Here is a 26,192-nt window from a genome sequence, read left to right as displayed (position 1 = left end):
AGAGGGGTGCGTTCGCCGACGGGTACCGCGGCCTCGTCGGAACAGCCCCGTAAGCGGCTGGTTAGAAGCGGATGTCCTGCGCCGCACTGGTTCTAGCTCGATGGCTGCAGTTCCGGATCGCGACACCCGATATCCGCTATGCCGCGACCCGCGTGTTCGAACGGGTGACAAACGTTGGCCCGCAGTTCATCTCGCGAACACGCACTCACACCGACGTCAGGATGGGTCGCGCTGTCCCTAGCCGTGCGCGGTTGGTCTTCGCAACAGCGCGGCTACCCGATCCGCCCCGCAGGCGACATAGCCGCCGGGGGTTTTCCGGGCGCCGAACCAATGGGTCAGACGAGCCGGTCCGGTTCGGTCTCCTCGGGTGCGCCGGGGCTTTCGATCTTCACCGTGATCGCGGCACCGGTTTGGGGACCTTGCTGCCGTGGGCCATGGCCCAGGCTCTGATCGCGGCGCTCTGTTCCTGGTTGATGCGCTGCGTCCAGTGGCCACGCCGCACGCTTTCAACGCCCATCCCGTGTGCGGTGAGAAGCCGGGAGACTCTTCGAATTGGGTCGGTGTCACGAAGCTCAGCGAGGTCGTCTATGTCCCGAGATGGCGGTCATGAGCTTCGCATCGGTAGGCCACTGACCGCCATCCGCAACTCGGCATAGAAAGACGTTCGTTCTTAGCCCGGTCAGCGGCTCGCGTGCTGTACGCGGGAACTCGCGTACAGGCAGATCGCCGCTGCCGCAGCGAGATTCAAGCTTTCCGCGCGGCCGTGGATAGGTATCCGAACGCGGTGGGTGGCGCGGCGGGCGATGGCCGGGTCGAGGCCGTGAGCCTCGTTGCCGAAGAGCCAGGCGACCGGGCCGCTGAGGATCTCGTCGGCGTCGTCGAGGTCTACTTCGCCGCGGGCGGTGGTGGCGAGGATGGCGATGCCCGCTTCTTCCAACGCCGACAGTGTGGTGTCGATATCGCGAGACCGGGCCACGGGAACGTGGAAAAGGCTTCCGGCGCAGGCGCGTACGCATTTGCCGTTGTGCGGGTCCACCGAATCACCGGTCAGCACAACACCGTTGGCTCCGACAGCGTCGGCGACTCGAATGAGGGTGCCCGCGTTGCCCGGATCGGCGATCTCGACCGGCACGGCCAGCATGCGGGGTGCGGTGTCGAGGATCGAAGTCAACGGCACATCGACCTGGCGGCACAGGGCGACCAGGCCGGGTGGAGTGACGGTCTCCCCCAGCATTTCCGCGGCGCGATCGCTCACCAGGGTGGTGCGCACCCCGGAGGCGGCGGCACCGGCGACGAGTTCATGCTCGCGTCCGGCGGCCTTGACCGAGTAGAAGAGTTCTTCCACCCGCCCGGTATCGAGGGCCGACGCAACCGAATTCGCGCCCTCGGCGAGGAACAGCCCGGTCTTGCGGCGGTGTGCCCCGCGATGGAGCTTGACGGCGGAAACGACCCGCGGATTGCGCCAGTCGATCACATCAGCGCTCATCGCCGCCTGCCGTTCGACATAGAGCAGCGACCCGCGGATTGCGCTCCGAGAGCGCATCCACGGGTCGCTGCGAATGCTGGGTTGTCACGCAGCCGCGAATCAGGCGGCGGGAGCGTTGACATCCTCCGGCAGCGCGGCCTTGGCCACGGCAACCAGACCGGCGAACGCCTCGGCGTCGGAGACGGCAAGCTCGGCGAGGATCTTGCGGTCGACCTCGACACCAGCGGCCTTCAGGCCCTGGATGAAGCGGTTGTAGGTGATGTCGTTCAGACGCGCGGCGGCGTTGATACGAGCGATCCACAGCTTGCGGAAGTCACCCTTGCGCGCCTTACGGTCCCGGTAGGCGTAGGCGAGCGAGTGCAGCTGCTGTTCCTTGGCCTTGCGGTAAAGGCGCGACCGCTGACCGCGGTAGCCCTTCGAGGCCTCGAGGATGGAACGGCGCTTCTTCTGAGCGTTTACGGCCCTTTTGACGCGTGCCACTTGTCAGTCCTTGATCGATTCGTGGGGCGCTGCGGCGCCCGGAGTTGGTCGGTGATGGCGTTCGAGAACGCGGTGGCTTACTCAGCCGGAAATCAGAGGCCGAGCAGCTTCTTGACGCGCGGGACGTCCGCCTTCGCGACAACCTCCGTGCCGTCCAGACGACGAGTCCGGCGGGACGACTTGTGCTCGAGCAGGTGGCGGCGGTTGGCCTGCTGGCGAACCAGCTTGCCCGAACCGGTCACCTTGAAGCGCTTCGAGGCGCCGCTGTGGCTCTTCATCTTCGGCATGGATTCCTCAAATCTGTCTCGTACCGGCGAAAACGCGCATGCGTCTCCGCCGGTGCTACCTATTCGTTCGTCACTGCGGCTTATCCGCCTGCGCCTCGGTGGGCGCTTCGGCCGCAGGCGCGGGGGCGCTGGGCTGGGCGGCAGGCGCGGGGTTGGCCGGAGCGGCCGTCTTCTGCGCCTGGATCCGCGTCTTCGCACCCTTGTGCGGGGCGAGGACCATGGTCATGTTGCGGCCGTCCTGCTTGGCCGAGGTCTCGACGAAGCCGAGATCGGCGACGTCGGCAGCCAGCCGCTGGAGCAGCCGGTATCCGAGCTCGGGCCGCGACTGCTCGCGACCACGGAACATGATCGTGACCTTGACCTTCGACCCCGCATCGAGGAACCGCATTACGTGGCCTCGTTTGGTGGCGTAGTCGTGGTCATCGATCTTCGGACGGAGCTTCTGCTCCTTGATCACGGTTTGCACTTGGTTCTTCCGAGACTCACGCGCCTTCTGCGCCGTCTCGTACTTGAACTTGCCGTAATCCATGATCTTGCAGACCGGCGGGCGCGCGTCCGGTGCGACCTCGACCAGGTCGAGATCCGCCTCCAGGGCGACGCGTAGTGCATCTTCAACACGCACGATCCCAACCTGCTCACCGCTCGGTCCGATAAGTCGGACTTCCGGGACGCGGATGCGATCGTTGATGCGGGTCTCAGTGCTGATGGGGCCTCCTAGGTCAAGCGGTGTCGTCCAACGACCGCTATAACTGCAACCCCAATTCCAACACGAAAGCCCCGTATCGGTATTTCACCAACACGGGGCCCGAGTCGACCGGTCAGCGACGCAAATAACTCGCATCGCGCCTGTACAGGGCTAACCTGCACAGGGAACCCATCTAGTAAAAGATGGGCGACCGGACCGCCGAACCTGGTGAACAAGTCACCGGCAGACGGTGGGAGTCGGGCTCCACTTGCAGCCCCGAGTCGGTTACACAAACCTGTCCGGGGCGGTCGTCGCGGAAAAGTCTAACACCCGAGCGCCGATCCGCCGAATCGGCTGCCCCCTGGACCAGCGGCAACCCGCTCGGTGCCATGCTTTACCGCATGAGTGAGGCTGACACTACGGCTACCGAGAACCCCGATTCGAACCTGATCGAGGGTGAGGCGGTGCGCGAACTGGCCGAGATTCCGGCCGTCGAGGTCATCAGCCGTGCCGCCGTCATGTTGATGAGTTCGGCCGCGGAGAAGCTGGGCCTGGGTGAGGCCGATCCGTCCACCAGCCCGCATCTGGACCTCGACGAGGCCCGCCGCGTCATTACCGCCCTCGCCGGTCTGGTCACCGCGTCGGTCGAATACCTCGGCCCGCACGCCGGACCCATCCGCGACGGACTGCAGTCATTGCAACGCGCCTTCCGCGAAGCCTCCGCGCACCCGGACGCTCCGGGCAGCGGGCCGGGCGAAAAGTACACCGGCCCTGTCTACTGATCCACCCCACTGCCGTACGGCCCGATGCGACACGATCGCGTCGGGCCGATTTCGTTGTACGGCGGTTCGCTTCATCGGACGGATAGCTCAGCAGTTGCGAGATGCCCTGGAACTCAATCTGTTCGGCACCTCGACCGTGTGCGACAAACACCGCGTGACGTGTACGCGATTTATTCAACGATATGTCGGCAGGTCGGCGAACTTCGTTGCCTACCATTTGCTCATTGTGTAGTCAGCGGCGAAACAGCCTGGGCGAGCGGCTTTGTCCCGGGAATCCCCGCTGCGCGATCGGCCCCGGGATGCGTATTGTCTTGCGCGGCCTATGTTCATGCCCGGTATAAGCCGAGTGCGAACGAAGGCCGCGTACTACGACAGGCAGCGGCCGCTGCCTTTACAACGGGTCGAACGAGAACCTTCAACGGGGGTTGAACATGACTGAACTGATATCCCGAACCACAAGTAGGCGCCGTCCAGCACGCCGGGCAATCGCCCCGGTCGTGATGGCGGCCTCGGTATTCGCCGCACTGGTCACCGGCTGCAGCAGCAGTAGCGATGACACCTCCACCACCACCGCCGCCGCGCCGCCCACCGAGCTGCCCGACGGCGCGCAGATCGTGAGCGAATGCTCGAGGACCACGCAGACCCTGCAGTCGGTGCACCTGAATCTTCAGGTGAAGGACGTTCCGAACCTTCCCGTCGAGATGGTGGACGCCGATGTGACCAACCAGCCACAGGGCGCCGGTCAGGCCATGGGCGAGGCCAAGGTTCGGATGAAGGAGGGCGACCCCTTCGTCGATACCAAGTTCCTGGTAGTGGACAAGAAGATGTACGCGGCGGCCGATGGCGTCACGTACGCCCCCGTGGGCGACGCCGAGAAGATGTACGACCCGGGCATCATCCTGGATAAGGACAAGGGCCTGGCCAATGTCATCGCGCAGGTGCAGAACCCGAAGGCCGAGAGCCGCGAGAAGATCGACGGCGTCGACACCGTGAAGGTGACCGGCACCATCAACGGCAATGTCATCGATCCGATCGTGCCGCGACTCGGCGACGGCGTCGGCGACCTTCCGATCACCCTGTGGATCCAGGACGTCGCACCGCCGACCACCTCCGCCGCGCCGCTGCCGTCCGAGGCCGCCTCGCCGGGTACCGGCCCGAACCTGATCCGCGCGACCGTCACCAGGGACGCGGGCAGCATCGAGCTGACGCTGTCCGATCAGGGCAAGCCCGTCACCGTCGCCAAGCCCGCGGGCTGATCGGGCGCAAGCTCTAGTTCGGAACCGGTCCGGGAAAGCGCAAGGGCGGCAACGATTGTCGCCCATCGCCCCCGGACCGGCTTTCGTCTGTTGGCCGCCCGCTCGACAATCCGACGGCAGTCACGAAACGAAGCATCGGGGGGATCTGATGCCGGAGCAACCCTTGTAAGAGTTTGTTCAGTGGAATACAAGGCGCCGCAAGGACTCTGATGTCCCACGGCCCCAATCTTGCATCGCGTGTGGAGGAAAGAGATGACTGACCGTCCGGACGTAGAGGAGCGGGAATTCCGTCGTCCGCCCGCCCCTGAAGGTCCCCCGCCGGTCTCGAACGTATGGGTCTACAACGGCAAAGCCTACGACCTGAGTGACTGGATTTCCAAGCATCCCGGCGGCGAGTTCTTCATCGGCCGCACGAAAAACCGTGACATCACCTCCATTATCGGTTCGTACCACAAGAACCCGGAGGGAATCGCGAAGCTCATCGAGCGGTACGCGCTGAAACGCGATGCGCTGCCCGAGGATATCCACCCCAAGGCCAATGCTCCCGACTTCCTGTTCAAGGAAGGTTTCGACAGCTGGCGCGATACCCCGAAGTACCGCTTCGACAATAAGGAAGACCTACTCCACAAGGTGAAGAAGCGGCTCAAGGAGCCCGATCTCGCCGCCCGCATCAAGCGGATGGACAAGGCCTTCAACATTGTGGTGGTCATGCTGGCCATCGCGTACTTCGCGGTGCAGGGTCTGCGGCTGTGGGACACCAGCTGGATGCCGTTGCCGGTCTTCGTGATCGCGATGGTACTGCTGCGCAGTTCACTGGCGGGCTTCGGCCACTACGCGATCCATCGTGCCCAGAAGGGCATGAACAAGATCTATACGAATGCCTTCGACCTGAACTATGTCGCACTGGCTTTCGTCACCGCGGATGGTCACGCCCTACTGCACCACCCGCACACCCAGAGTGAAGTCGACATCAAGAAGAACGTCTTCACAATGATGATGCAGATCCCGCGCCTGTACCGGGTTCCCGTGCACACCATCCACAAATTCGGGCACACGCTCACCGGCATGGTCATCCGACTGCTGGACGTCTGCCGGCTCACCCGCAAGGTGGGCATCAAGGATATGTACGGCACCTGGGGCGGTGCGCTACCGCACTTCATCGGATCGTTCGGCGTGCGCTTCCTGCTGATCGCCGAGCTGGTCGCGTTCACACTGGCGGGCGACTTCTGGGCCTGGGCACTGCAATTCGTGATCAGCCTCTGGATCAGCACCTTCCTGGTGGTGGCGAGCCACGACTTCGAGGTCGAAACCGAGGACCTGCACACCGATACCGACGACTGGGCGATCAACCAGCTAGAGCAGGCCTACGACCTGAAGGTGGTCAGCAATCGCTACGTCGACTGCTTCCTGTCCGCGGGTCTGAGTTCACACCGCGTCCATCACGTATTGCCGTACCAGCGCAGCGGATTCGCGAATATCGCGACCGAGGATGTATTGCGTGAAGAGGCCGAGAAGTTCGGCGTCGAATGGCTGCCGGCCAAGAGTTTCTTCACCGATCGTTTTCCGAAACAGATCCGCACCTACGTGCTGGCACCTTCGGATGAGGCGAAGAAAAACAACTGGGGCTTCGCCCGCGAGCATTTCTCGCCATCGGCGCTGAAGGGCTGCGGCGTCTACATGGTCCAGGGATTCACCGGAATCGGAACGGTGTGAACCGATTTCGCTGACTGGTGATCGGCCGCAACGGCAGTACGGCCGATCACCACTTTTTATCGAATGAAACGGGGAGAATTTCGTGTCTATCACCATTGATGAGGGGGGCATCACGCCCACGACGGCGGCACGACGCACCGTCGACAGCGAGTACGCCTACGGCCTTGCGCAGCTACCGCCCACGCCACCGACCACGGTGGGCGTGATCGAGGGCATTGCGACCGGGTCGCCGATCGAAATCTACGATCAGGCCGAGGCCGGGGCGCGGGTCGCCGAACTGTTCGCCGATCCCGCACAGCAGGCGCGCATTCCGCGGGTCTACCAGAAGACCCGGATCGATACCCGCCACCTGGTGGTCGATCCGCTCGATGCCGAATTCCTGGAATTCAGTAGCAAGCCCGCCACGATTCGCGAGCGGATGGACCTGTTCTATCAGCACGCGGTTCCGCTCGCGGTCGATGTGGCCCGGCGCGCGCTGTCCGGCCTGGACGATCCGGCCGGGCAGCTCGGCCTGCTGGTCTTCGTGACCAGCACCGGATTCATCGCGCCGGGTGTGGATGTCGCCGTCGTGAAGCAGCTGGGCCTGTCGCCGTCAATCGGCCGCATTGTCGTCAACTTCATGGGCTGCGCGGCCGCCATGAACGGTATTCGCACCGCCACCGATTATGTTCGGGCACACCCGGATAAGAAGGCGATGGTCATCTGCATCGAACTGAGTTCGGTGAATGCCGTCTTCGACGACGACATCAATGACGTGATCATTCACAGCCTGTTCGGCGACGGCTGCGGTGCGGTCGTCATCGGCGCCAGCCAGGTGCGGCAGCCCCTGGCACCGGGCAAGGTCGTGATTCGCGACAGCTTCACCCAGCTGTTCGATGACGCCGAGGACGGCATCGTGCTGCGCGTCAACGATGACGGTATTACCTGTGAACTGGCCGAGAGCCTGCCGCAGTACATTCTGCGCGGGGTCGATCCCGTGGTCACGGAAGCACTGCGCCGCAATGGATTGCGGAAGTCGGATATCGACCTGTGGGCCATCCACCCGGGTGGACCCAAGATCATCGAGCGGTCCGCGCAATCACTGGGTATTCCGGTGGAGCAAGCGGCGCTGAGCTGGGAAGTCCTTGCCCGGCACGGCAATATGCTGAGCGTTTCGCTGATCTTCGTGCTGGAGCAGATGATTGCCCAGGCCGAGACCGATAAGCCGATTTCCACGGGTGTGGCGTTCTCCTTCGCGCCGGGCGTCACGCTCGAGGGCATGATCTTCGACATCGTTCGCCAGTGAGCGCGACGACCCGCACCCTCTAAGAGAGCGCAGCAACACCATGCAACTCATCAGATTCCTCATCTCGATCTCCTGGATGCGGATCGCCGCCGTAATCGCCGCCGGACTCGTCACCGGTGTGGCCAACACCTACCTGGTGATACTGATCCGGGGGGTCGTATCACCGGAACCGCATCCCGGCGTCACCCTTCAGGCCTTCGCCCTCACCGGCCTCGTCATTCTGGTCAGCGGCGTGCTGTCGCAGGTGTTGCTGATCCGTCTCGCCCAGGAGGCCATCTATCGGCTGCGGGCGCAGCTCAGTGGCGGCATTGTCTCGGCTCCGCTCGAACATCTGGAACGACTCGGTATGCATCGCCTGATGGCGACGCTCACCGAGGATGTGCGGTCACTGTCGCAGGCCGTGACCGCCATCCCCAGCATCTGTATCGACGTCGCCACCATCGTGGGTTGCTTCATCTTCCTCGCGGTGGTGTCGGGGCCGATCTTCGCGGTCACGGTGGCGGGCACACTGCTCGGAATCGCCTGCGTGGAAGCGTTTCTCAAGCGGGTGCGCGCCATCTATCGCGAGGCCCGCGAAAACGAGGACGCACTGCTGCGGTCGTTCCAGGCCGTCACCCTCGGTATCAAAGAGCTGAAGCTGCATCGCGGCCGGCGCAAGGACTTCATGGACCGGCATCTGCTCGGCACCGCGTCGTCGCTGCGGGACCAGAATGTCAATGCCGGAGCGAAATTCACGATCGCCCAGGGACTCGGACAGACCCTGCAGCTCGCGACCATGGCATTGATCCTGTTCATTCTCGCGTCGGCGCTGCAACTGCCGCAGGATGTCATGGTCGGGTACGTCCTGGTGACGACCTTCCTGTCCATGCCCATGCAGAACTTCATGCATCGGATTCCGGATCTGCTGCGCGGTGATGTGGCGCTGTCGAAGATCCGCTCCATGAATCTGTCCATGGAGACCATGCACAACGAGGAGAACCTGCCGTTCAGCGACCGGCCCGCCGTGTCGGAGGCTCGGCTCGAACTGGTGAATGTCGGCTACAGCTATATCGCGGAGCCGCCGCCGCTGTTCCCGACGCCGGGCCATGACGGTCCGCCGCCGGGGCCGGGTGGAAAGCGTTCTCCGGGTGGGCATCCCGCTATTCCCGGTGCGGGTCCCGCGCCAGGTGGGCGGCCCGGTGCGCCGGGCTCTCCGGGTTCTCCGGGTGGACGACCCGCCGGTCCACCGCCCGGGGGTCCACCGCCCGGTGGCGGTCCGCACGGCGGCGGTGCGGGTCCGCTCGGCAGCGGGCCGGGTGCGCACCGTGGCGGGTTGCGACCCGATGTCAACGGAAAGAAGCGAATCACACACGGCGGCAATGACGGTCGGCCCGTACCCCTCGACGCCCCTCCCTCGCCCGGCCCCGACGGTGAGAACGGCGGCGGATTCAGTCTCGGACCGGTCGACCTGACCTTCGAGCCCGGGCAGATCACCTTCATCGTGGGTGGTAACGGCAGTGGCAAATCCACTCTCGCCAAACTGATTACGGGCCTCTACGTTCCCCGCACCGGCTTCCTGGAACTCAATGGTGAGCAGATCAACCACGAGAACATCGAGTGGTTCCGCCAGAACAACTCGGCGATCTTCACCGATTTCCACCTGTTCGAGGACTACCTCGGATTCGATCGACCGGGAATCGACGACGAGGTGCAGCACTATCTCGAGGAACTGCAGATCGCCCACAAGGTGACGGTGCGCGATGGGCGGCTGTCCACCATCGACCTGTCGCAGGGCCAGCGAAAGCGCTTGGCGCTCTTGACCGCACTGCTCGAGGACCGCGCGATCTACCTCTTCGACGAGTGGGCCGCCGACCAGGAACCGAAGTTCCGTGATGTGTTCTACCGGGAAATCCTCGCCAAACTCAAGGAACGCGGAAAGACGGTCATCGTCATCACTCACGACGACCGCTACTTCGACCTCGCCGACCAATTGGTGAAGCTCGACTTCGGTGAAGTGGTGGAGAGTTCGGTGCCCGCCGCGGTGGTGGTGGAGTAGCCGCGCCGGGGTGACCACCCGTGAATACCAGTGGCTCGGAACCTTCCGGTTCCGGGCCACTGCGGTTCCTGGGCGATGCCCGGAATGACGAGCAGTACATCGGATTTGCCGTCGAGCGCACTGCGGCGTGCCGTAGATTTCGTGCCTGCCCCCTCATCTGGGGGTCTGCGGGCTGTGCGCGCAGCCGAGGTTGCGCTATGGAATAACTGTCGTCGAAACCGACCCGCGCGATGATTTCCGCGGCCTTCTCTCGTCTACACATCGGAGCCATTCATTCGAGCCCAGGAGGAAGCCGTGGCCGAGCAGACCACCAGAGCCCTACCCCCAGTCGACCGGCAAACCTGGCTGTTGCTGCGCGTCGGCGCCCAGCTCTGCGGCCCGAAAGGGTGGCAGTGATGACAACGAAGCCTTCGCGCAGTGGTCACCTGCCGATCAACGGCCTGAGCCTCTACTACGAGGTGTATGGCGACCTCGGCACGTCGACGTCTCCGTTGCTGCTGATCCCCGGCGCGTTCATGGCCACCGATTCGATGACGTCGTGGGTGTCCGCCTTCGCGGACAACCGCACTGTGATCGTCTTCGATCAACAAGGGCACGGCCGCACCCCGGATACCTCGCGCACGATGTCCTACGAGCAGTTCGCCGACGATGCCGCGGCATTGCTGCGCGCCTTGCAGATCGAGCGCGCGGATGTGCTGGGCTACTCGCAAGGCGGCGGCGTCGCGCTACAGCTCGCGCTCCGCCACCCGACACTCGTCGACAAGCTGGTCTCGTTATCGGCCACCTACCGCAGGGACGGCTGGTACCCGTCGGTATTAGCGGGCATCGAAAGCCTCAGCGCCGCAGTGTTCGCCGGTACAACCATCGAGAAGGCGTTCAAGGAGCACACCCCCGAGGCCGCGGCATTCGACGCCTACCTCGAGAAGATGAAGGTGTTGAACTTCGACGACCAGAACATCAGCGACGACCAGATGCGGTCGATCCCCGCGAAGACAATGGTCATCGTCGGCGACGCCGATGGTGTCAAGCCCGAGCACGCGCTGGCGATGTTCAAGCTGCGCGGCGGCGGCGATGAGGAAGCTGCAGCATCGGGGATGCTGCAGCAGGTACCGGCCGCGCGCCTGGTGATTCTGCCTGCGACGTCGCATATCGGCATCTCGGGGCAGACAGCGCTACTGGTCCCGATGGTGAACGCGTTTCTCGATAATGTGCCGCCGACGACGCCGGACCTCTTCTAGACGTCGCCGCACAACGGGATTATGACCGTGCGGGGAGTTGCACCGTGACGCGGAGACCGCCGGTGTCACGCGGGGTGAGGGTGAGGGTTCCGGCGTGGGCTCGGGTGATGCTCTTGACGATTGCCAGGCCGAGGCCGACACCCGCGTGGTCGGTGCGGATGCGTTGGGTGCCGCGTTGAAACGGCTCGCCCAGGGTGGAAACCAGGTGGGGGCTGAGCTTTTCGCCCGTGTTCTCGACGGTGAGGACCGCGGTCTGGGGGTGAGCGCTGGTTGTGACCCATACGGTGCCCGCTTCGGGGAGGTTGTGGACGATCGCGTTGTGCACGAGGTTCGTGGTCAGTTGCAGTAGGAGTGCGTGTGAGCCGATGGTGGGCGTGATATCGCCGGAGGTCTCGAGGGTGAGGCCGCGTTTTTCCGCGAGGGGCAGCAGTGTTTCGGTGGCTTCCTCGGCCAGGAGGGACAGGTCGAGCTGTTCTCGGGTGAAGGACCGTTGGTCGGCGCGGCTGAGCAGGAGTAAGGCTTCGGTGAGGTTGATCGCCCGGGTGTTGACCGCGTGCAGGAGGGCCAATAGTTCGCTGGTGTCGCGGTGCGGATCGTTGCGGGCCACGTCGAGGAGCGTCTGCGTTATCGCCAGCGGGGTGCGCAGTTCGTGGGAGGCATTGGCCGCGAATCTCCGCTGTTCGGCAACGTGTGCTTCCAGCCGCGCGAGCATGGTGTCGAAGGCGTCGGCGAGTTCGCGAAACTCGTCTCGCGGGCCGGGTAGCCGGATCCGTTGGGAGAGTGAGCCATTCGCGGCCATGCGGGTGGCGTCGGTGATACAGGCCAGCGGCGCGAGCATGCGGCCGGCGAGCAACCACCCACCCAGGAGACCGAACACCAACAGGAAGGCCAGCACCACGGCAATGAACGGAGCGAAGGAGCGGAGGAGCAGCCGGCGGTTGATCCAGAAGTTGCCGGTGGTGTCGACCCAACCGGCGGGCAAGAAATAGAGGTAGAAGACCAGCATGGCCGCGAGTACCAAAGTGCCCGCGAGCATGAGGAACCCGGCGTAGCTGAGGGTGAGTTTCAGACGAACGCTCAAACCCGGCGCTCTATCCACGGTCTGCTCCGTCACGCCCGGTGCTGATGCGATACCCGACCCCGGCCACGGTGGCGATGATCCACGGTTCGCCGAGACGTTTTCGCAGCGCCGAGACCGTGATACGCACGGCATTGGTAAACGGGTCGGCATTCTCGTCCCATGCCCGTTCCAACAGTTCCTCGGCGCTGACGACCCCGCCCTCGGCAGCGACGAGGACCTCGAGCACCGCGAACTGTTTCCTGGTCAGCGCGATGTAGCGGCCGTCGCGGTAGACCTCCCGGCGGAACGGATCCAACCGCAGGCCCGCGATCTCCCGCACAGGTGGTCTGCTGTGCGCGCGGCGGCGGTCCAGTGCCCTGAGCCTGAGCACGAGTTCCTGGAGCGCGAACGGCTTCGTCACGTAGTCGTCGGCGCCGAGCCCGAACCCGCTCGCCTTGTCGTCGAGCCGGTCGGCGGCGGTGAGCATCAGGATCGGCATACCACTGCCGGTGGCGACGATGCGTTTCGCGATCTCGTCGCCGGAGGGACCCGGGATGTCACGGTCGAGGACGGCGATGTCGTAGGCGTTGATACTCAGCAACTCCAACGCGGTGTCGCCGTCACCGGCGATATCGGCGGCGATCGCTTCCAGTCGCAGGCCATCGCGAATAGCTTCGGCCAGATAGGGTTCGTCCTCGACGATCAGTACGCGCATGGTCGCTCGATTCTCCCAGCCGAGGGATATCGTCGGCGTATCCGAAACGGCATACGTGCTGGCAACACCGTGCTGCCTTGACTGAGGGCATGAATCCCAGTGAACCAGCGACCCGCCGTCTCCGATCGACCGCGCTCGCCGCCCTTGCCATCGTCAGCGCGGCGTCCATCGGTGTCCTCATGCACCAGTCGCTACCGTCCCCGTCCTCGGTCCTCCGGTCCATCGACATCCTCGGCGGTGATCACCAGGGTCCACCCGGTGCGAGAGCCCTCGACGAGGGGAATCCGTCGCTGGCCAACCTCGATCCCGATTTGCTCCGCGCTCTGCGCGCAGCGGCCACCGACGCCGCAGACGACGGGATCGAACTGGTCGTCAACAGTGGCTGGCGTTCCGCCGAGTACCAGGAACAACTCCTGCGCGACGCGGTCTCGAAGTACGGCTCGGAAACCGCGGCCGCCCGCTGGGTGGCCACCCCCGCCACATCCGCTCACGTGACGGGCGACGCGGTCGATATCGGGCCGACCGCGGCCGCGACCTGGCTGTCCGAGCACGGCGCCGGGTACGGGCTCTGTCAGATCTATGCCAACGAACCCTGGCACTTCGAACTTCGGCCCGAAGCCGACGTTCGCGGCTGCCCGCGCCCGTACGCCGACCCCACCCATGACCCGAGGAGGCAGCAGCAGTGATCACGGACGCGGCGCCCACCGAACCTGTCACCACACGGCCCGGCGGGCGCCTACTCGCCGAGACCGCACTCCGATTCTGCGTCATCTATTTCGGCCTGTTCTGTCTGCTCATCACCTTTATCCCGCTGGCACTCCTCGGCCCGCTCACCCGCTGGACCCGCCGCTATCACGGGCCGCCGGATATGGCCCTGACCGACCCCGTCACCGGCTGGGTGGGCAGAACGCTGTTCGGGGTCGACGCGGTATACCGCGTCGACTCCGGGGCAGGCGACCAGACGGCCGTCTGGGTACTGGTGTTCTGCCTCCTGGTCGTCGCGGTGGTGGCCACCGCGGTGTGGACGGCTCTCGACCCTCGACCCTCCTCGCCCCGCGTGCGGGCGTGGTTCGCGTTGTTCCTGCGGCTGTGTCTGGGCGGGCAGATGGTGGGGTTCGGGTTCGCCAAGTTGATCCCCACCCAAATGCCCGCTCCCACACTGGCACAGCTCTTGCAGCCGTACGGTGACCTGAGCCCGGCCTCGGTGCTGTGGTTGCAGGTCGGCAGCTCCTACCCCTATGAAATGACCCTCGGCGCGGTGGAAGTCATCGCCGGTTTGCTGTTGTTCGTCTCCCGGACCGCCGTGCTCGGCGCCGCGGCATGCCTGGCGAGCACGGCGCACATCCTCCTGCTGAACATGACATTCGACATCCCGGAGAAACTACTCGCCGCACACCTGCTGCTGATAAGCCTGTTCCTGCTCGCCCCGTACCTGCGACGACTGGTCGATGTCTTTGTGCGGCAACGCCCGTGCGAGCCGCTGACGCTACCCTCGCTGTTCACCGACAACAGGAAGAACCGGATCGCGACCTGGGTGGTGGTGGCGATCGGTCTCTGGGTCGCGCTGGGTAGCGGCTATGACCGCTGGGTGGTCTGGCAAGAGCAATCCGGTGCGGCCAGCCCCAAGTCCGAGCTGTACGGAATCTGGGACGTGCGTGACTTCACCCTCGACGGGCAGCCGGTGCCGCCCCTGACGACCGATGAGAATCGTTGGCAACGGCTGGTTTTCGACGACCCCCAGGCGGCGACCTACCAACGGATGAACGGTGAACTGGTGCCCGCGCGCGCCGACTTCCTCCCCAACGGGCAGCTGGAACTCACCACCCTGACGGACACGACCGGCGGCCAGGCCGGGCACGAGTCGCCATTCGCGACATTGTCCACTGAGCGCCCCAGCCCGGATCGGCTGCTACTACGCGGGGAACTGCATGACCGCCCGGTCGCGATCATCCTGGAACGCGTGGACCCGAACAGCTTTCCCTTGCGCAGCCGCGGATTCCACTGGGTGCAGGACTACCCGTACTTCCGCTAGCCAAGCGTAACCAACGGCAACCAGCCGCTGATCGCGCTGCCTGAACAGGTACTTCGGACTTGCTCGCCTAGAGTGCTGGGATCACGATCGTCTACAGCGAGCACTTCAGCGACGGCACGGTTCTCGCGACGTTGAGCGACGGCCACCTGCCGTCTGCGCTGCAGCGACCGCGTACCCGGTAATGAGGAGGCGGCGAACCCTTGACCGATGTCGGGCACCAGACGGTGTGGTCGGTGTCGCTAGCCGCGAAATTCGACAGGCCGGGCGACATGCCGATGTCCTTCGATTCCTACTCGAATCGAGACGGTAATTCCCGCGCTGCAGCGGAGTTGTAAGCCAGAATGTCGCCATGCCGACATTCGCCAAGAGGTTGCACGCCGTCGCTGCTGGGTTTCTTATCGTCGTGGCTGGTCACGGCGTTGCCGGGGCACAGCCCGCGGGGAGTGCTGACGGGCTGCTGCCGTGGGCGGCCAGCGGGCCCGTCGGGTTACGGGCGCCGGGGGCGGCGCTGGCGGACGGGCTCACCGGAACGGTGCTGTGGTCGCGCGAGGCGAACACTCCGGTACCGATCGCCAGTATCGCGAAGGTGATGACGGCGGTGGTCGTGATCGTCAGCGGTGACCTGGAGCGACCGGTGACCGTGCCACAGGAAGCCGCTGCCTACTGCGCTCAACACAATGGAAGCACCGCGGGCCTGGCTCCCGGCGAGGTGCTCACCGCGCGACAGCTCCTGTACGGGCTGATGCTGCCGTCCGGCTGCGACGCCGCCTATGCCGTTGCCGAATCCTTCGGCCCCGGTCAACACGGCTTCCTCGCCCGCATGAATGACACCGCACGGGTAATGGGCTTGGCAGCAACACATTTCACCGACCCCAGCGGATTGCCGAACCCGACCGATGATTCCACGCACTCCACACCGGCGGACCTCGTGGCCCTGGCCGTGCGCGCGATGAACCTGCCGGTGTTCCGAGAGATCGTCGGCGCGAGGGACTTTCACGTTCCCGCCGGTGCGGCAAATCGCGAGCACCACTGGGTAACGACGAACCGGCTGCTGCACGAGTATCCCGGCACCATCGGCATCAAAACCGGCAATACCAACGCGGCGGGGCACTGCCTGCTGTTCGAAACCGTTCGCGCGGGCATTCCGCTCATCGGTGTGGTGCTGCACAGCTCGGACCACAGCAGCGCCGCGGCGAAAGAAGACGCCGAGCGCATGCTGAACTGGGCCTACGACCCGATCCTGCGGGTCGTGCAGCCGGTCGGAGGCTGACACCGCTGAGATCAGCCGGCCAACACTCCGGGTCCGTTGACGAACACGGCGCACGCAGCCCGCTGCTCCTCGGCTATCGGTACTGCTCCGGCTGTCACTCGGCGGGCGGGCCCGGGTGCCGGAGCTGCTCGGCGATCGCTCGCACGCGGGGCATGGATATACCGGATCGCTGTTCGACAGCCAGCGGGTGCTCGGTGGGGTCCAACTCGACGACATGGCGGCCGCCGGTGGTAGGAGATCAGGTGTTCCGTGTTGTTGTCGCTCGCTCCGTTCGCGGCAGAAGGAGCCGGACTCAGCCGGCAGGTCATCAATTGTCCGGCGGGAATTGCCCGTTCGCCTGTACTCGGCCGCCGGTCAGGGTGAAGGTGACCACGCTCGGTCCGCCGGTCGGGTTCGCCAGGGCGTCGCCGGGATTCAGCCAGCGGTACTGCACCTGCGTCGTGTTCTCGGACTTTCCGAGGACCTTGGTGTAGCCGTACGGCTTGGCGGTGGCGGTGCCCAGACAGGTGCCGCCGGTGAAGAACAGCACGTGCTGATACGGGTGGTTGCCACCCGCTATCGCGTACATCCACGACAGGGTGCCGTCACAGCCGTCCGAGATCGGGTCCTCGCTGGCGTTGACGATGGTCCACTCCCCTGTCGACACCGGGGCCAGCTGGCTCAGCCCCTCGGCGGCGAGCTGCGAGTTCAGATCGAAGCACAGCCCGTGGCCGCTGCCGTAAGGCGCCGGATTCGACGTCGAGGGAGCCGGATGCGAGGTCGGCTGTTCGGTGGCGATCGTGGTGTCGGGGGATGGTTCGGACGGCTGATCGACTTGCCCGGACCTCGTGGGCTCATTCGGCGTTCCGACGCTCGACGCCGGAGTTCCCGGCTGTTCGCCGGTCGCGTCCTCGCATCCGCCGACAACCACTGTCATTGCCGCTGTCAAGGCCACGACAGCCACCTGCTTGATTCTCATGTTCACCCCTGGATGCACCGCACCCGTGCGGCTATCGGACAACTTCCCTGATTCGACAAGCGGATAGTGCGAGTGCTGGTCATTGCCTGCGGTTCCGGGTCAGGCACCGGCGCACCCATCGCGGCCGCCGTCCGCGATAGATGCGCCGTACCGGTGACCCGCAGTCGATCGGTCACCGCCAGGTCCCGGTACTCGGCCGGTGTCTCGCACAGTGCGGTGCGCTGGTGGATGATGGCTCGAGCCAATACCTTTCGAGTCCCGTCGTCAGCCGCCGCTCAGCTGCGGCGCGCTGTCATCCCTAGGACGAGCTGAGGCCGACGGGTATCGGAATGCGGGTCAGGAGGCAGAAGAGCCAGGAGGGCAGGTCAACGGGGCGGTAGCAGGGGTCGCCCACCGGCTGGACCGCATTCGGACCGGGCGACTCCAGCGCGACAGCCCCGGCGGGAGCGCTGGCAGCCATCGAGGCGGTCGCGAGGAAAATGGCGAATACGCTGATGCGGAAGCGATTACGCATGAGATTCCGTTCTGTGGGTTAAGGGTTTCCATGACGACGTCGGCAGCGATCGGCGCGTTGTCTGCCCGCGATCGGTCCGACCGTTCTGGGTCGTCGTATTGCCTGTGCGCGGTACGTCGACGCGGGAACATCCAGCGAGGGTGTGCTCGTACCGCGGACTTGCTCGAAGCTACCTGCGGAGAACTACCCGTCGGTATCGGACGAATGACCGAACTTGGTGGGCAGGGAAGGGCAGCGCTGACCGGCTGCTCAGGTCCGAGTCAGTCCACGTCCAGTCGCGCCAGCTCCACCCGACGACTGACGCCAAGCTTGGGAAATGCCCGGTACAGATGATGCGAGACGGTCTTCGGGCTCAGGTACAGCCGCGCGGCGATCTCCCGGTTGGTCGCCCCCGCGGCGGCCAGCCGCACCACCTGGAATTCCTGTGGGGTGAGTACTGCGGCCGGGTCGATTGCCGCCTCGGATACCGCCCCCTCACCCGCAGCGCGCAGTTCGGTGCGGGCGCGCTCGGCCCACGGGTCGGCGCCGAGCCGTTCGAAGGCTTCCATGGCGCGGCGCAACCGGCTCCGTGATTCGCTGTAGCGGCGGCCGCGGCGCAGCCATTCGCCGTACAGTAGCTCGGTCCGCGCATGGTCGTACCAGCGGTCGGCGGCGGCGTGCAGGTGCAGCGCCCGCAGGTATTCGTCCTCCCCGCCGTGCAGGACGGCACGGCAGCGCAGCAGGATCGCCTCTGCCCAGGCCATATCGACGGCGGCCGACCATGATTCGATCTCCCGCAGCGCGATATCCGCGCGCTCGGGCAGGTCGGCTCGTATGGCTGCTTCCACCCAGTCGCCCAGCAGTTCGATCCATTGGCCGCGAGCCTGATTGGGCGACCGGTACAACCGCTCGAATCGTTCCAGCGCCGGCTCGTGGCGGCCCTGTCCCATATCGAGGAGCGCCAGGGCCCATTCGAAACCGGTGATATCGAAGAAGTTGCCGTCTCCGGCGGCCTCGCGCAGATTTCGCTCGGCGAGTTCACGGCAACGTTCGGCATCGCCGCGCACAGCGGCGATCACGGCCAGAGTCCGCTCGGCGCTCGCGATCCGGCTGGGCTGGCCGACATCTGTCGCTGTGCCGATGGATTGGCATGCGAACACTTCCGACGCGTGGAAACGGCCCTGCAGCAGTTCGGTATTGGCAAGCATCATCTGGGCTTCCGGCAGCCAATACCTCATGCTGTGGTCGTGCAGCCCCTGCACGAAGTCCTGCAGAATGTCGTGGATGGCGTCCGAGTCACCGATCAGGAATGCCTCGACGGCGACGGCGATGCGCTGGGCGGGCATCTCGATGGGGAACTGCCGACCGTGTTCGACCGCGGAGCGGATGAGGGCGATACCGGCCGCCCGGTCACCGCTGTGCAGCGTCAGCAGACCGTCGAGAACAACCAGCAGCGGGCTGTCGCGGAATAGGCGCGCCGTGTCCGCGCGCACCGCGCGTAGTTCATCGAAATCGCCGCTGAGCCACGCGGCCCGCGCCGCGTCGACCAGCATCGCGGCGGCGTGCTCCGGATCACCCGTGGCAGCGTCGGCGGCCGCGGGCCGGATGAGCCTGCAGGCCCGGCGCAGTGCGCCCGCCTCGATGTCGGCCAGCCCCCGGATGTGGACCAGTTCCGCACGCTGATATGGCTCGAGCGTGAGCAGTTCGGCCCGCTCGGCGAGGCGCGCGGCCTGTTCGGTGTGTCCGATTTCCGAGGCGGTCCGGGCCGCACGCGCCATGCGGTGCGCTCGCAGCGCCGGATCGGGAGTCAGCTCCGCCGCGCGTTCCAGGGCATGGGCGGCGGTCGCGTACCCGGACCGGCTGCGCGCCCGCTCCGCGGCGGCGGCCACCGCGTCGGCGGCGACCTGGTCCGGTCCGGTTGCCGCAGCGGCCAGATGCCACGCTCGTCGGTCGGGATCGACGGCCGGCAGCTCGGCCAGCGCCGCGTGCACGGCGGCACGTTGGGCGAAGGAAGTATGCCGGTAGGCCGCCGCTCGCTGCAGCGGATGGCCGAATCGGATCCGATGCGCGGATACGGTGATCAGCCCGGAACGCTCCGCCTCGGCCAATGCCCGCGCCGGGGCCCCCAGCGTCGCCAGTAGCCGCATCACCAGGTCGACATGCCCGGTCTCCTCGGCCGCTACCACCAGCAAAGCCAGCCGGGCGGCGGACGGCAGCTGGTCGATCCGGACGCTGTAGGCGCGCTGCAGGCGTTCGGGCAGCGGCAGCGGCTCGACCGGCAGTACACCGATGTCGGTGCGGGACAGCTCCAGCAATGCCAGGGGGTTGCCCGCTGCCGACACGACGACCTGGTCGCGCAGCTCGGCCGACAATGTCGGCATCCGATCGGCCAGCAGATCGGCCGACTGGGCGAAGTCGAGCGGTGCGAGCCGCAGCTCGGGCACCCCCGGTGTCCGGCAATCCAGGCGGCCGGCCACCAGCATCGCGATACTCTCCGAACCCAGCCTCCGGGCGGCGAACAACAAGGCGTCAGCCGACGGCTGGTCCAGCCACTGCAGGTCGTCGATCAGACACAGCACCGGGGCCTGTGCGGACAGCGCCGCGAGCAGCGAGAGCGCGGCTATGCCGATCAGAAAGAGATCGGTGGATCCGGACGTGCGGAGACCGAATGCCGTCGCCAGCGCATCTCGCTGCGGTCCGGGAAGCTCGTCGATCCGATCGAGGACGGGGGCGAGCATCGCGTGGAGTCCGGCGAACGCGAGCTCGGATTCGGTGTCGATCCCCGTGGATCGCAGAATCGTCCATTGCTCACCCGCGGTGCTCCCGGCCCACTCCAGCAGCGCCGTCTTCCCTTCACCGGGCTCGCCGATCACCGCCAGCGCACCACTGGTCCCCGCGGCCACATCCGTCAGTAACGCGCCGATCCGTTGTTGTTCGCGCGATCTGCCGTGCAGCACAACCGCATTGGGCCGTACGGCGTCTGACATACTCCGAAATTAGTGCCATCCTGAAATAGTGTCAATCTGGCACTACTTTGCGACCGGGCGCCGGTCACAACGTCGAGGAGCACGGATGTCATCACGCCAGCAGGTCGAGTCGGGCATCCACGCCCTGATCACGGGCGGCGTGCTGCACAACCACGCGGCGGCCCAGCAACTCGGACTACACGCGATCGACCTACAGGCACTGCACCTGCTGGCGATCGCGGGCGGCAGCGGGGCTCCGTCCGCGCTGGCGGCGACGATGCGCACGCCGCGATCCTCGGTTTCCCGCATTGTCCGACGACTCGAGGCGGCCGGCTATGTCCACAGACGCGAGTCGCCACACGATCGCCGGAGCGTGACCGTCGAGGTCGACCGCGATCGGCTTGCGGCCGTGACGGCGGAGTACCAGCAGCCGTCCGGGCGGCTCGCGCACGTGCTCGCCACCTTCAATGACAATGAGGTCGCGGTGATCGTGCGATTTCTCGATGCCCTACTGGATCACGATGTGCCGCCGGGAGCGCCCGCGCAGCCCGGCGAACCGACTATTCGTTCTGCCCCTCCTCGTTCCGCTCAGGAATCAGCCGCATCCCAGCCCGGCGGCCGTGGACTCTCCGGCGGCGCAACCGGGTGAATGCCTGGACCGCGGGTCCCAGTCGCTGCGGAGTAGTACGCCGGGCACTAGCGTTACCACAGTCATGGTCAGCGAATCCTCGGCAGCGAAAGAGCGTCGGCGCGCGGAACTGCGCGACTTCCTGCGTACTCGGCGGGCACGGATCACGCCCGGCGAGGTGGGACTGGTGACGTCGGGGACACGTCGCACTCCGGGACTGCGCCGCGAAGAAGTGGCACTGCTGGCCGGGGTCGGGGTGTCCTGGTACACCTGGCTCGAACAGGGGCGCGATATCAATGTTTCCGCCGAGGTGCTCGATGCCGTCGGTGGGGCGCTGCGACTCACCGAACCTGAACGCGCGCACCTGTTTCTGCTGGCGGGGTTGCGACCACCGCGTCCGCACGAGCCGGTGACCGCGACGGTCGGTCCCGAGCTGCGGCGGCTACTGGATACCTGGGCACCGCATCCGGCGATCCTGCGGGACCGGTACTGGAACCTGATCGGCATCAATGCGGGGACGCGGGCGGTGTTCGGCTATGACGATGCCGACCACAATTGCCTGGTGTCGTTCTTCACCAATGCGCGGTATCGGGATCTGCACACCGAGTGGTCGGCGATCGCGCCCGAGGTGGTGGCCGCGTATCGCGCCGATGCGGCGCACGCTCCCGGAGATCCGGTGTTCGAGCGGGTCATCGGTGAACTCAGCCGGGCCAGTGTGGAATTCGCGGAACTGTGGGCACGGCACGATGTGGCCGCTCCGACCCAAGCCGTGAAGGCTGTACACCATCCGGATGTCGGTGATCTGATCTTCGACAAGACCACCCTCGCAGTGATCGATCATCAGGATTGGTACCTGGAGTTCTACAATCCGCGGCCCGGTACGGGTACCGCGGAACGGCTCGCGACGCTGATGCGCACACGGACCCTGACCCGAGCCTGAATCGCTCAGCCTGGTGGTGACAGACCCAGGTTGAGCACGCACTGTTTGTGGGCGCTGGCGGTCGCGACACTGAATTCCATGACGCACAGCAACTTCCGATTCCAGGACAAGATCGCCCTCGTGACCGGCGGCACCAGCGGTATGGGGCTGGAGACCGCGCGGCGACTGCTCACCGAAGGCGCGCATGTAGTTATCACCGGCCGCGACAAGACCCGCCTCGACGCCGCCGTCGACGAACTCCGTACTGCGGCAGGCGAATCCGGTGACCGTTTGCTCGCAGTACCAGGTGATGTCGCCGACCTCGCCGATATCGATACGCTGGTCGGCGAGATCCGCGGTCGCTACGGTCGCCTCGACGTGGTCTTCGCCAATGCGGGCGTCGCCACGTTCGAGCCGGTCGAAGACCTTTCCGAAACCGAATTCGATCGCGTCGTAGACATCAACTTCAAGGGAGTCTTCTTCACCATTCAGAAGACCCTCCCCCTGTTGTCCGAGCGCGGCGCGATCGTTATCAACGCCTCCTGGACCCTGCACCGCGGGATGCCCGGCGGAGCCCTCTACGCGGCGACCAAGGCGGCAGTACACAACCTGGCCCACACCTTGGCAGCCGACCTGGCCCCCAAGGGAATTCGGGTCAACTCGGTCAGCCCCGGCTATATCGAGACCCCGATGTTCCACGCGAACGTCTCCCCCGAAGCCCACACCGAGGTGGTCGCGACGGTAGCGGCCGGACGAACCGGCACCCCGGAGGAAGTCGCCGCCGCGGTCGCCTTCCTGGCCTCCGATGAGGCGGCCTACATCAACGGCCAAGACCTGATCATCGACGGCGGTCTGGTGGCCGCCATCCCCGCCGCCATGGTGTAGGAATCTGACCCATGAGCGATACCGTGATCCGCCGGGCTGGAATCGACGACGCGACGGTGCTGGCAACACTGCGCTGGCGATTCAAGGCCGAGGAAGACGGCGAACCACCGCAGAACGAGGACGAATTCGTCACCGAATGCGACCAGTGGCTGCGTACTCGAATGGCCGAAGCATGGCGAGTGTGGGTCGCGGAAGTCGACGAACAGGTATGCGGGCACGTATTCCTGTGCTTGGTGGACAAGGTGCCGAGCCCGTTCCCCGGCTCCGACCAACTCGGCTACGTCACCAATTTCTATGTGGTCCCGGAGCAGCGGAATCGTGGGATCGGTTCCGCTCTCCTGGACGAGATGAATCGGTACGCGCAGGACAATGGGTTGGACACGCTCATCGTCTGGCCGTCGGACCGTAGTGCGCCGCTGTACCGACGCCATGGTTTCGAGGAACCGACGGAACTCCTCGAGCTGCCCGTGGAGTGACCGATGACTTTCCGTGTCTGCCGTCGTCAGTAGTTCAGAACAGCCGTCGATGCGGCGGCAGTAGTGCTGAACGGGAGGTTGTTCCGGGTGACCGACGTCGTTTCTCGTAATGGGCTGTGGGCTATGGCCCATGCCGAACGGGCAAGTCTGGCCGATGATCTCGCCGAGCTATCCAATGAGCAATGGTCCACGCAGTCACTGTGCGGAGAGTGGACGGTCGAGGAAGTCGTCGCTCACCTCACCGCCGCGGCGAATATCGGCCGGTTTCGATGGTTGCGCAGCGTGCTCGGCGCGCGGTTCGACTTCGATAAGCACAACGCCCGACGCCTTGCCGAGCACCGTGGCGCTGACCCGGCCGAGACGTTGGCCCGATTCCGGGCGGTGATCACCAGCACTACAGCGGCATCGGGGCACACCGCGGCCTGGCTAGGGGAGGTGATCGTGCATGCCCAGGACATTCGACGGCCCCTGGGGCTGCCGCGCCAGCCCTCGATCGCGGCGACCACCGAGGTTGCCCGGTTCTACGCCAGCCGGAACTTCACCGTGCCCGGGCTCAGCAATATCGAAGGTCTACGACTCGAGGCCACCGATGGGCCGTTCCGCGCCGGAACCGGTCCCACGGTCAGCGGGACCACGATCGCGTTGACCATGGCAATGGCCGGTCGGCCGGATTACTGCGCGGATCTGTCCGGACCGGGCGTACCAACCCTCCGGGATCGCATCGTCCCCCAGGCCGTGTGAAGCCGATGTATCAGCGCGGTTCGAGAACTACCACGGCAGTTTCCGACGACCGTAGTGCGGCATAGGCATCGAGATCGCCCTCGATTTCACGCCACCTGTCCCACAGCCGTGCCCGCTCCGCATCCCGTGCGGCGCGCCCGCGCACCGCGCGGGAGACGCCCGCCACGTCGACGGTCGCTTCGGGGTTCGCCTGCAGGTTGAGCCACCAAGCCGGTTCCCCGTCGGCCCACCCGTTCATTGCGAGGGTGACGAGATTCGCCTCGTCCTCGACATAGCCGAGCATGACACCGCGAGCACGACCCGAACGGCGGCCGGTGGTCGTGAGCCGCATCGTCCCCCAATGAGCACGGTCCTTGGGACTCCGCAGCCCGATACGACCGCCAGTCACGCGGTACAGAGCTCGATGGGCGTACCAGAACAGGCGGACCACCCCGCGCGGCGGAAGCCGCGGCTTACGACGGGATTCATTCGACACGGCGCATACTCATCTCATCTGGCTGACGAACACCGGGCACGTCAGCGAACTCTGTGCGCGGCGGTGGATTTCGCCGCTGCCCGCTGGGGACAGCTAAGCAATCGGTTCCGAATTCGGCCAGCGGAACGTGAGCGTCTCACCGATTCGCAGCCGATGCCAGGCGGACGCCACCGTGTCGAGCCGTTCTCCGACCCGGTCGAGGGCGGCGCGGACATCGTCATCCAGTTCGACGGTGGCCGGAATCCATGCCGGTGGTCGCGCTGTCGGGTCGTGGCGGCGGACCCAGTGCACCAGGGACAGGCCCGCCAACTGCTCGGACAGATCCATCTGGTTGTCGTTGGAATGGTCGGTGTCGCGCATCCGGTCCTCCCGCTTGCGCTGCTTCCGCGCCTGCCGCCGGGCCTCGCGACTGTTCCGCCCACCCTCTGCCACCGGACGAAACATGCCGCCACCGCGCTCGGCCCGGCCGAACACCGCATTGGTCAACCCGAGCTCGCACTCGACGATGTAGTGGGCCAGATCGTGCGGAACATAGTCGTGATATCCGGGCGCGGGGTCCAACTCCCGGAGTCCGTGCACATCATCGGCAATGATCGTCGAGTATTGCCGTGCACCGGTGCGCTTGAAAGTCACCTCCACAAGTCCACGGTATTGCGCGACTCCCCCGTCCGCATCCGAATAATTGGACGTGGTTCGCAGCAATGCCCGGACCGCCCGCTCAGGAATCAGCCAGAGGCACGATGGATCCCCTGCGGTGGCAGTGCGCACGACCACGAAAGGCCACCCCCACAATCGAACTTGGAAGATCCGCTGAGCTTGACCACGCAAGGGTGGCTCATTTCGTCTGCCCGGCGTGCGTGGGCCGTCAGTGCGGGCAGCAGGCGACATCACGCGCAGAACCCCAGTAGCGGCGAGCCGAAAATACGCCAGGCCAATTCCGCTGGGCGAGCGCAGTAAACGGCGGCCAGACTCGAGGACACCGTCTCGCCGCTGAGTCCCGTGGCGAGACGGCACGTCACGACGGCGTATCCGAAGCCGAGTCCGGCATGAGGTATTCAGCTGATCGGCATCGGTGCGCCCGCCCCGGAACCATTCGCGACGGTGGTGGGTTTGGCACAGATACCCCGGTTCGCCACAGCCGGGGAAGGTGCAGCCGATATCGCGGGCGTGCAACACGATCCGCTGATCGGCCGACCCGAGCCGTTTCGACGGCCCAGGTAGATCGGCCGCTCGGTGTCATGGTCGAACACCACCAGATAGTGCCGGACGTGCGCGGCCAGCCGGAGCAGGTCCCGCATCGGCAACAGGCTCCTACCTCCAGTGACAA

General features: G+C 65.6%; 25 protein-coding genes and 1 pseudogene. 14 read left to right on the top strand and 12 right to left on the bottom strand.

Annotation, left to right across the window (positions count from 1 at the left end; genetic code table 11):
- Nucleotides 1-679: 679 nt before the first annotated feature.
- The 4 genes from NU1_RS39370 to infC form a co-directional block, all read right to left on the bottom strand.
- On the bottom strand, nt 680-1,486 hold the full coding sequence (locus NU1_RS39370) for a TrmH family RNA methyltransferase (protein ID WP_067529552.1): 807 nt from the start codon (nt 1,484-1,486) through the stop codon (nt 680-682).
- A gap of 99 nt (nt 1,487-1,585) precedes the next feature.
- Nucleotides 1,586-1,966 carry a 50S ribosomal protein L20 gene (gene rplT / locus NU1_RS39365; RefSeq protein ID WP_067529531.1) on the bottom strand — a complete coding sequence of 127 codons (381 nt, stop codon included), beginning with the start codon at nt 1,964-1,966 and terminating at the stop codon, nt 1,586-1,588.
- A gap of 92 nt (nt 1,967-2,058) precedes the next feature.
- Nucleotides 2,059-2,253 carry a 50S ribosomal protein L35 gene (rpmI, locus tag NU1_RS39360; protein WP_067529529.1) on the bottom strand — a complete coding sequence of 65 codons (195 nt, stop codon included), beginning with the start codon at nt 2,251-2,253 and terminating at the stop codon, nt 2,059-2,061.
- A gap of 70 nt (nt 2,254-2,323) precedes the next feature.
- Complete coding sequence (infC, locus tag NU1_RS39355) at nt 2,324-2,959, bottom strand: translation initiation factor IF-3 (protein WP_084522226.1); 636 nt, start codon at nt 2,957-2,959, stop codon at nt 2,324-2,326.
- A 380-nt stretch (nt 2,960-3,339) separates the two neighbouring features.
- On the opposite strand from infC, the gene NU1_RS39350 reads away from it, so the two are divergent.
- From NU1_RS39350 to NU1_RS39325, 6 genes are all read left to right on the top strand, one after another.
- Nucleotides 3,340-3,720, top strand: coding sequence for a DUF1844 domain-containing protein (locus tag NU1_RS39350; protein ID WP_067529549.1), 381 nt, complete (start codon nt 3,340-3,342; stop codon nt 3,718-3,720).
- 431 nt (nt 3,721-4,151) lie between these two features.
- A complete protein-coding gene (locus NU1_RS39345) occupies nt 4,152-4,976 on the top strand; it encodes an LppX_LprAFG lipoprotein (protein WP_067529525.1) in 825 nt (274 codons plus the stop codon).
- Nucleotides 4,977-5,228: 252 nt separating this feature from the next.
- Nucleotides 5,229-6,689 (top strand): fatty acid desaturase, encoded by a 1,461-nt coding sequence (locus tag NU1_RS39340; protein WP_084522225.1) that lies wholly within the window; start codon nt 5,229-5,231, stop codon nt 6,687-6,689.
- A 109-nt stretch (nt 6,690-6,798) separates the two neighbouring features.
- Nucleotides 6,799-7,974, top strand: a complete 1,176-nt coding sequence (locus NU1_RS39335; protein ID WP_067529545.1) for a type III polyketide synthase — start codon at nt 6,799-6,801, stop codon at nt 7,972-7,974.
- Nucleotides 7,975-8,014: 40 nt separating this feature from the next.
- A complete protein-coding gene (locus tag NU1_RS39330; protein WP_067529523.1) occupies nt 8,015-10,009 on the top strand; it encodes an ATP-binding cassette domain-containing protein in 1,995 nt (664 codons plus the stop codon).
- 395 nt (nt 10,010-10,404) lie between these two features.
- Nucleotides 10,405-11,247 (top strand): alpha/beta fold hydrolase, encoded by an 843-nt coding sequence (locus NU1_RS39325; RefSeq protein ID WP_067529521.1) that lies wholly within the window; start codon nt 10,405-10,407, stop codon nt 11,245-11,247.
- Nucleotides 11,248-11,266: 19 nt separating this feature from the next.
- Here the strand turns inward: NU1_RS39325 and NU1_RS39320 are convergent, their stop codons facing one another.
- Together NU1_RS39320 and vanR-Sc are read right to left on the bottom strand one after the other, a co-directional pair.
- Nucleotides 11,267-12,328, bottom strand: a complete 1,062-nt coding sequence (locus NU1_RS39320) for a sensor histidine kinase (protein WP_067529542.1) — start codon at nt 12,326-12,328, stop codon at nt 11,267-11,269.
- A gap of 10 nt (nt 12,329-12,338) precedes the next feature.
- The gene (gene vanR-Sc / locus NU1_RS39315; RefSeq protein WP_067529519.1) at nt 12,339-13,022 is read right to left on the bottom strand and encodes a VanSc-type vancomycin resistance response regulator transcription factor VanR; all 684 of its coding nucleotides are present in this window, start codon (nt 13,020-13,022) and stop codon (nt 12,339-12,341) included.
- Nucleotides 13,023-13,099: 77 nt separating this feature from the next.
- Between vanR-Sc and NU1_RS39310 the strand changes: the two genes are divergently transcribed.
- The 3 genes from NU1_RS39310 (at nt 13,100) to NU1_RS39300 (ending at nt 16,324) form a co-directional block, all read left to right on the top strand.
- The gene (locus NU1_RS39310; RefSeq protein ID WP_245720520.1) at nt 13,100-13,708 is read left to right on the top strand and encodes a M15 family metallopeptidase; all 609 of its coding nucleotides are present in this window, start codon (nt 13,100-13,102) and stop codon (nt 13,706-13,708) included.
- Nucleotides 13,708-15,054, top strand: coding sequence for a DoxX family protein (locus tag NU1_RS39305; RefSeq protein WP_067529537.1), 1,347 nt, complete (start codon nt 13,708-13,710; stop codon nt 15,052-15,054). Before NU1_RS39310 ends, NU1_RS39305 begins: the two co-directional genes overlap by 1 nt.
- Nucleotides 15,055-15,403: 349 nt before the next feature.
- Nucleotides 15,404-16,324 (top strand): D-alanyl-D-alanine carboxypeptidase family protein, encoded by a 921-nt coding sequence (locus NU1_RS39300; RefSeq protein ID WP_067529517.1) that lies wholly within the window; start codon nt 15,404-15,406, stop codon nt 16,322-16,324.
- Between the two features lie 307 nt (nt 16,325-16,631).
- Here the strand turns inward: NU1_RS39300 and NU1_RS39295 are convergent, their stop codons facing one another.
- From NU1_RS39295 to NU1_RS39280, 3 genes are all read right to left on the bottom strand, one after another.
- Nucleotides 16,632-17,282, bottom strand: a complete 651-nt coding sequence (locus tag NU1_RS39295; protein WP_067529515.1) for an LppP/LprE family lipoprotein — start codon at nt 17,280-17,282, stop codon at nt 16,632-16,634.
- Nucleotides 17,283-17,580: 298 nt separating this feature from the next.
- Complete coding sequence (locus tag NU1_RS39285; RefSeq protein WP_067529511.1) at nt 17,581-17,796, bottom strand: hypothetical protein; 216 nt, start codon at nt 17,794-17,796, stop codon at nt 17,581-17,583.
- 260 nt (nt 17,797-18,056) lie between these two features.
- Nucleotides 18,057-20,762, bottom strand: coding sequence for a helix-turn-helix transcriptional regulator (locus tag NU1_RS39280; protein WP_084522224.1), 2,706 nt, complete (start codon nt 20,760-20,762; stop codon nt 18,057-18,059).
- A gap of 85 nt (nt 20,763-20,847) precedes the next feature.
- On the opposite strand from NU1_RS39280, the gene NU1_RS39275 reads away from it, so the two are divergent.
- From NU1_RS39275 to NU1_RS39255, 5 genes are all read left to right on the top strand, one after another.
- Nucleotides 20,848-21,390 carry a MarR family winged helix-turn-helix transcriptional regulator gene (locus tag NU1_RS39275; RefSeq protein WP_067529507.1) on the top strand — a complete coding sequence of 181 codons (543 nt, stop codon included), beginning with the start codon at nt 20,848-20,850 and terminating at the stop codon, nt 21,388-21,390.
- A 64-nt stretch (nt 21,391-21,454) separates the two neighbouring features.
- Nucleotides 21,455-22,309, top strand: a complete 855-nt coding sequence (locus NU1_RS39270; RefSeq protein WP_067529505.1) for a helix-turn-helix transcriptional regulator — start codon at nt 21,455-21,457, stop codon at nt 22,307-22,309.
- Nucleotides 22,310-22,387: 78 nt separating this feature from the next.
- On the top strand, nt 22,388-23,173 hold the full coding sequence (locus tag NU1_RS39265; RefSeq protein ID WP_067529535.1) for an SDR family NAD(P)-dependent oxidoreductase: 786 nt from the start codon (nt 22,388-22,390) through the stop codon (nt 23,171-23,173).
- A gap of 11 nt (nt 23,174-23,184) precedes the next feature.
- Nucleotides 23,185-23,649, top strand: coding sequence for a GNAT family N-acetyltransferase (locus NU1_RS39260; RefSeq protein WP_067529503.1), 465 nt, complete (start codon nt 23,185-23,187; stop codon nt 23,647-23,649).
- A gap of 87 nt (nt 23,650-23,736) precedes the next feature.
- Nucleotides 23,737-24,390, top strand: a complete 654-nt coding sequence (locus NU1_RS39255) for a maleylpyruvate isomerase family mycothiol-dependent enzyme (protein ID WP_067529533.1) — start codon at nt 23,737-23,739, stop codon at nt 24,388-24,390.
- Between the two features lie 10 nt (nt 24,391-24,400).
- Here NU1_RS39255 and NU1_RS39250 read toward each other — a convergent pair whose 3' ends face one another.
- The 3 genes and pseudogenes from NU1_RS39250 to NU1_RS39240 all read right to left on the bottom strand — a co-directional run.
- A complete protein-coding gene (locus NU1_RS39250) occupies nt 24,401-24,820 on the bottom strand; it encodes a nitroreductase/quinone reductase family protein (protein WP_281221295.1) in 420 nt (139 codons plus the stop codon).
- 138 nt (nt 24,821-24,958) lie between these two features.
- On the bottom strand, nt 24,959-25,504 hold the full coding sequence (locus NU1_RS42475) for a hypothetical protein (RefSeq protein ID WP_067529499.1): 546 nt from the start codon (nt 25,502-25,504) through the stop codon (nt 24,959-24,961).
- 416 nt (nt 25,505-25,920) lie between these two features.
- Nucleotides 25,921-26,192, bottom strand: a pseudogene (locus NU1_RS39240) (hypothetical protein); the annotation flags it as partial.

The organism is Nocardia uniformis NBRC 13702 (genome assembly GCF_001613345.1).
Classification (GTDB): domain Bacteria; phylum Actinomycetota; class Actinomycetes; order Mycobacteriales; family Mycobacteriaceae; genus Nocardia; species Nocardia uniformis.
Note: the sequence above shows the minus strand (reverse complement) of the source record. Positions and strands in the feature narration are given on the sequence as shown.

Bases quoted from the DNA above. Each gene is read 5' to 3' on its own strand.
- NU1_RS39340 (WP_084522225.1), top strand. From the start codon at position 5,229: ATGACTGACCGTCCGGACGTAGAGGAGCGGGAATTCCGTCGTCCGCCC.
- NU1_RS39265 (WP_067529535.1), top strand. From the start codon at position 22,388: ATGACGCACAGCAACTTCCGATTCCAGGACAAGATCGCCCTCGTGACC.
- vanR-Sc (WP_067529519.1), bottom strand. From the start codon at position 13,022: ATGCGCGTACTGATCGTCGAGGACGAACCCTATCTGGCCGAAGCTATT.
- NU1_RS39275 (WP_067529507.1), top strand. From the start codon at position 20,848: ATGTCATCACGCCAGCAGGTCGAGTCGGGCATCCACGCCCTGATCACG.
- NU1_RS39325 (WP_067529521.1), top strand. From the start codon at position 10,405: ATGACAACGAAGCCTTCGCGCAGTGGTCACCTGCCGATCAACGGCCTG.
- NU1_RS39285 (WP_067529511.1), bottom strand. From the start codon at position 17,796: ATGCGTAATCGCTTCCGCATCAGCGTATTCGCCATTTTCCTCGCGACC.
- NU1_RS39370 (WP_067529552.1), bottom strand. From the start codon at position 1,486: ATGAGCGCTGATGTGATCGACTGGCGCAATCCGCGGGTCGTTTCCGCC.
- NU1_RS39330 (WP_067529523.1), top strand. From the start codon at position 8,015: ATGCAACTCATCAGATTCCTCATCTCGATCTCCTGGATGCGGATCGCC.
- NU1_RS39295 (WP_067529515.1), bottom strand. From the start codon at position 17,282: ATGAGAATCAAGCAGGTGGCTGTCGTGGCCTTGACAGCGGCAATGACA.
- NU1_RS39280 (WP_084522224.1), bottom strand. From the start codon at position 20,762: ATGTCAGACGCCGTACGGCCCAATGCGGTTGTGCTGCACGGCAGATCG.
- NU1_RS39260 (WP_067529503.1), top strand. From the start codon at position 23,185: ATGAGCGATACCGTGATCCGCCGGGCTGGAATCGACGACGCGACGGTG.
- NU1_RS39270 (WP_067529505.1), top strand. From the start codon at position 21,455: ATGGTCAGCGAATCCTCGGCAGCGAAAGAGCGTCGGCGCGCGGAACTG.
- NU1_RS39300 (WP_067529517.1), top strand. From the start codon at position 15,404: ATGCCGACATTCGCCAAGAGGTTGCACGCCGTCGCTGCTGGGTTTCTT.
- NU1_RS39345 (WP_067529525.1), top strand. From the start codon at position 4,152: ATGACTGAACTGATATCCCGAACCACAAGTAGGCGCCGTCCAGCACGC.
- NU1_RS39350 (WP_067529549.1), top strand. From the start codon at position 3,340: ATGAGTGAGGCTGACACTACGGCTACCGAGAACCCCGATTCGAACCTG.
- rpmI (WP_067529529.1), bottom strand. From the start codon at position 2,253: ATGCCGAAGATGAAGAGCCACAGCGGCGCCTCGAAGCGCTTCAAGGTG.